The sequence below is a fragment of the Cyanothece sp. BG0011 genome (assembly GCF_003013815.1).
Lineage (GTDB): Bacteria > Cyanobacteriota > Cyanobacteriia > Cyanobacteriales > Microcystaceae > Crocosphaera.
In genome coordinates this window covers 1-4,591 of sequence record NZ_PRLH01000174.1, presented here as the reverse complement: position 1 = coordinate 4,591, position 4,591 = coordinate 1, and the positions used below count along the sequence as shown (strand labels likewise).

Genomic DNA, 4,591 nt, shown 5'->3' with positions numbered 1-4,591 from the left:
GATAGCAGATAACTCTTTAGAAATATCCATTGTTGACATTTCTACTTTATCTTGAGATAAACGAGTTAGTCCTAAAATTTGTTGTACCGATAACCCTAAGAATGATTCAGTTGAATTATCTTTAAAGGGTAAACGTACAATAATAAGATGGAGTAACTGAGAAGATGAATAAGAGGCGGAAAGATTCAATAAATGGGCAAAATCAAAAACGGAAAAAACAGAATGATGGTAATTTATTAATCCTACAAATGATGCTTTCATGTTAGGAATAGGGGTAATTTGAGAAGAAGGAATAACCAGAGTTTCTTGTACCTTCTCCATAGAAATCACCCCCGATATTTCTGATGTCAGTTGAAAGCGTAAATAAGGTTCCCCAGGAATGGTTTGGGGGTTGAATAAGTGAGGTAGTAAGGTTTCTAACTTGGTTGATAAATTAGTTGATGACATTCCTTATTTTATGCTGCAACTGACTGTAAAACATTCACTAAATCTTCTTGAGTACAAGGTTTAGTAACATAACCTTTCACCCCTTGTTTAAAAGCCCACATTTTGTCCACTTCTCTTTTTTTTGCACTACAAGCAACGACGGGAATATCAACTGTATCGGCTTGTTTTTTTAACTTACGACATAAATCTAATCCTCCCATATCTGGCATCATTAGATCCGTTAAAATAATATCGGGTCTTTTATGAGAAATTTTGTCTAAAGCTTCTTGTCCATTGGTAGCAGTTGTGACGGTATAACCGGCTTTAGTTAAATAGTTTGTTAATAGGGTTAATTCAGATTGTAAATCGTCAACAATTAAGATATTTTTCATGGTAACTCCTAGAGATTAAGATGATAGAAAGAGAAAAAATACAGAGGATTAACTATTTTTATTTTATCGTGATTATTCTTTTTTTTTATCCGTAAAAACTCAGATTTTTACATAAATACTTTTTATTTTTTTAGGTGTTTATTGACAACAGTTATTAAATCATTTTGACTAAATGGCTTGAGTAAAAAATCATTAGCAATATTGCCTTTTTTTTGTGCTTCTTTAATTTTGTTTGTATCAGCACTAACAATGACGATAGGCAGATTTTGAAAGGCACTACTACGCTTTAAAATTTTAGAAAGTTGATCACCGTTAATTCCAGGCATAGCTATGTCAACTAACAATAAATCTGGTTTTATTTCAAATAATCTATTAATGGCAATGGTGGGATTAGATAACATGAAGAGTTCAGTATTGTCCGAATCTAAGTATCGTTTGAATGTATTTAACATAGTCTCACTATCATCAATGCAAACAATTTTTCTAGATTTAGTTTTTTCGGGAATGTCTTGAGTTTTATTAATGGTTGTAGTTTGTTTTAATCCTTTCAGTAAAGGATTACTGGCCCTTAAAGATTTAGGAGAGGATGAAAGACTAGGCAGTTGATCAAAAGGAGGTAAAGGATCATAAAGTTGTACAACTTTTGACCGTAAATAAGGATAAAGAAGTTCGGCTACTTTACAATCATCTAACTTCATTAAAATGCTAAGTTGTCGAATACTTATTTTACCTTTTAATTGAGCAATTTTTAGTAATAAATGGCTAGATTTAGAAGCAATTAATTTTTTGATACCTTGTAAATTAGGACAATAAGGACGTTGATAAGGTGAAGTAATTAAAGGACTAAACTTTTGCCACGCTTCTTTTTTTGTGTGCCAAACTGTTAATACTTCCTTGACATTAAATCCTTGTTCTAAGGAAACTAAAAAACTTTTATTATGACTGGTAGAATAATCACCTTTGGTTAGATTAAAAAACGATTCTAGAGCATCTTGTGTCAATTGGTTAATGACTTTTACCTGTTCCAATCCACTCAAATTATATTCTTTTATTAAGCAATTAATTGCGTTTTCAATAAAAGATTGGCCGTTATCTAAATCTAAGCCTTTTTGGGTCATTTTTTCGATAATAAGAGGAGTTTTTTGCCCATATCCTAACCCATATAGACATAATTCTAGATTGGCAAGTGACTGCAATGAATGAACAACAGAGTTTAAATGTCCCTCTGATAAGTCAAGAGTCCAAGTAATTCCTTTACTTTCTATCGTTATTTGCCCAGTATAGTTAGAATGTGCAGCTTTTTCTAAAATATTAAATGGACTAAAAACAGATTCCATAATTTTTCCAATACATTTTTGATCCTACTCATCAATATATCTTTACTATTGGGTAAATGCCTACATTATTTTTCATTAATTCTCGACAAGCTTTTATCATAAAAAAACCGTAGTTGTACGGTTTTTAATCTAACATTAACTTTTCTATTTATAGATCCATTTAATATGTTCAGGTAATAACTTAGATAAGTCATATTTTTCTTGAATCGTTTCTCTGGCTTTAACCCTTAAATTAGCCATTTTATCGGGATTATCTAATACTTCTTCTATTCGTTCTACTATCCTATCAATAGCAAAGAAATCCACCAATAAACCATTAACACCATCTTCTATCACTTCTTCAACGGGAGGGGTTTTTGAACCCAAAACTAAACCCCCTGTAGACATGACTTCTAACATCGACCAAGACAAAACAAAGGGACGGGTTAAATAAACATGAACCGATGACGCTTGTATCACTTGTAAATATTGAGAATAGGGTAACGATCCCGTAAAATGTAAGCGATTTAAATCATAATCAAATGTTTCTAACATTAACTGTTTATAGGTTTTCCCATTGGGTAGCGATCGCCCATAAGCTACCCTATCTTCTCCCACAATGACCACGTGACAATGGGGCCGTTTTTTTAATAAGATTGAAACCGCTTCCATAAACTGAGGAAACCCCCGATAAGGTTCCATTCCTCTAGCGACATAAGTAACAATTTCATCAACTTCTGATAAGTCCAGATTTTTATCTTTTAAGACCAATTTTGCCCCAGGTTTGGGTTGAAAATAGTGAGTGTCTATCCCATCGTGACATACTGTAATTTTAGAATGGAATTCGCGGGGAAATTGTTGTCGTTGCCACTGGGTGGGAGATAAACCGCGATCGCAACTATACAAGTCCGTTAAGATGGGTGTATTCTTAATGCGAATACGGGCTTCATCATCGGCCGTTAAGGGTTCTTTCGGGTCAAAGTCTGCATCGGTCCCGTGAGCGTGATAAAACCATTCAAAGAAACATAATAACTTTGCGTTGGGAAAGATATCTTTGATAAATAGGGTCGGACCCCACCCAGAATGACCGTAAACGACATCAGGGATAAAGTTTTCTCGTTTTAACTGGTCTGCCAAACGATAAACCGCTTGTCCTTGTAGTACAGCATTTTCTAAGGTTCTCACATAATGATGGGTTTCGGGGCGAGCTTGGCGAGAAGGGGTATAGATAGCTTTAAAAACCCCTGGAATCTGCCCTTCTTTGCGTTTTGTGCCAAAGACAACCTTGTTTTTGGGATTTTTACCCAAAGCGATCGCTACATGGCGAAATTGCGCTGGAAAATTAGGGTGTAAAAATAAAATATTCAATTGTTACTTATTCAATAAAAAAGAGTCTAGAACTTAAATTCTAGACTACAACCAAAACGAAACTTAAATCAAGGAATTAACCCCGTCGTGTTTTAACTTGAGAGGCCATGTTTTTAAAGTTGTTTAAACTGGGACCGGGACGACGACGAGGGGTCGGCATCATATAGAATTTAGTGGCAAATTCTACTTCTTTGGGTTCTTCTTTTTGAGCAGCTTGACCATTGGTTAAAGCAGGAGAAGTGGGAACAATTTCGGTTTTGGGTTCTTCTTTTTTCGCTACTTTTTTAACTGATTTTTTCTTAGATTTCTTCTTAGCGGGTGCAGGGTTTTCAGTCACCTCTGCTGCTTCTGTTTTAGGGGCTTCAGCTTGCTCGGCTTCTGCTTTGGGTTCAGGGGTTTCTACTTTAGGTTCAGAAGCAGGAACGTCCTTAGATTCGTCTAATTCTAAGAAAAATTCTTTTTTCTTGCCACCACCGAATAATTTTTTCAACATTTTTTCTAATCTCCTAAAAAGCAAGTTAATCGATAATTGAATCTATGAAAATCTATCTCTAAGAAACTTTATGGTTGCACATTAACTTTCCTAGATTGAGTTAATAGTTTACTGAAACTGATTAACAAGGTTGATTAAGGTTGTTTTTACTTTCCTCTTCTAACCATAAAGCCAGATGTAGAAACGTTTTGCAATGATTTTTAATAAAACTTAATAATTAATTAAGGTTTAGGTCAGTAGATATCCCATTATCTCCATAGTGTCACCCTACAGTGAAGCGATCGCTCTTAATTGGCTCAAAGGTCTTTATTAAGACTAATCGAATTTATGTTCAATGACCAAAGTTGAACTCGTCCATGCACCGGTTGCGTCATAATTACGGATTAATCTTTGACGTTCTTTTTCATTAGCTAACCAACCCACTTCTAAAAAGAACGGTTTTCGTAATTCTAACTTTGAGGGTGCATTAGTTGATGTTCCATCAGGTAACAATAAAATCTGTCGAGAACTATCACCTTTATCAAATCTTAGCTTATTTCCTTCAATTTCTGCCGTTGAAGTCAGAGTTTTTCCCGCAAAACTCAACTGTTGTTCTA

Annotated in this window: 6 protein-coding genes; all 6 read right to left on the bottom strand. The window is 34.5% G+C overall.

Annotation, left to right across the window (positions count from 1 at the left end; translation table 11 throughout):
* A partial coding sequence (locus C4E06_RS21745) for a chemotaxis protein CheW (RefSeq protein WP_107670496.1) occupies positions 1-447 on the bottom strand: 447 nt, incomplete at its 3' end.
* 8 nt (positions 448-455) lie between these two features.
* Positions 456-818, bottom strand: coding sequence for a PleD family two-component system response regulator (locus C4E06_RS21740; RefSeq protein ID WP_107670495.1), 363 nt, complete (start codon positions 816-818; stop codon positions 456-458).
* Between the two features lie 122 nt (positions 819-940).
* A complete protein-coding gene (locus tag C4E06_RS21735) occupies positions 941-2,155 on the bottom strand; it encodes a response regulator (RefSeq protein ID WP_107670494.1) in 1,215 nt (404 codons plus the stop codon).
* 144 nt (positions 2,156-2,299) lie between these two features.
* Positions 2,300-3,502, bottom strand: coding sequence for a glycosyltransferase family 4 protein (locus tag C4E06_RS21730; protein WP_107670493.1), 1,203 nt, complete (start codon positions 3,500-3,502; stop codon positions 2,300-2,302).
* A gap of 76 nt (positions 3,503-3,578) precedes the next feature.
* Positions 3,579-3,995, bottom strand: a complete 417-nt coding sequence (locus tag C4E06_RS21725; protein ID WP_107670492.1) for a hypothetical protein — start codon at positions 3,993-3,995, stop codon at positions 3,579-3,581.
* 315 nt (positions 3,996-4,310) lie between these two features.
* A partial coding sequence (locus C4E06_RS21720) for a DUF3598 family protein (RefSeq protein WP_157951207.1) occupies positions 4,311-4,591 on the bottom strand: 281 nt, incomplete at its 5' end.

Bases quoted from the DNA above. Each gene is read 5' to 3' on its own strand.
- C4E06_RS21740 (WP_107670495.1), bottom strand. From the start codon at position 818: ATGAAAAATATCTTAATTGTTGACGATTTACAATCTGAATTAACCCTA.
- C4E06_RS21725 (WP_107670492.1), bottom strand. From the start codon at position 3,995: ATGTTGAAAAAATTATTCGGTGGTGGCAAGAAAAAAGAATTTTTCTTA.
- C4E06_RS21735 (WP_107670494.1), bottom strand. From the start codon at position 2,155: ATGGAATCTGTTTTTAGTCCATTTAATATTTTAGAAAAAGCTGCACAT.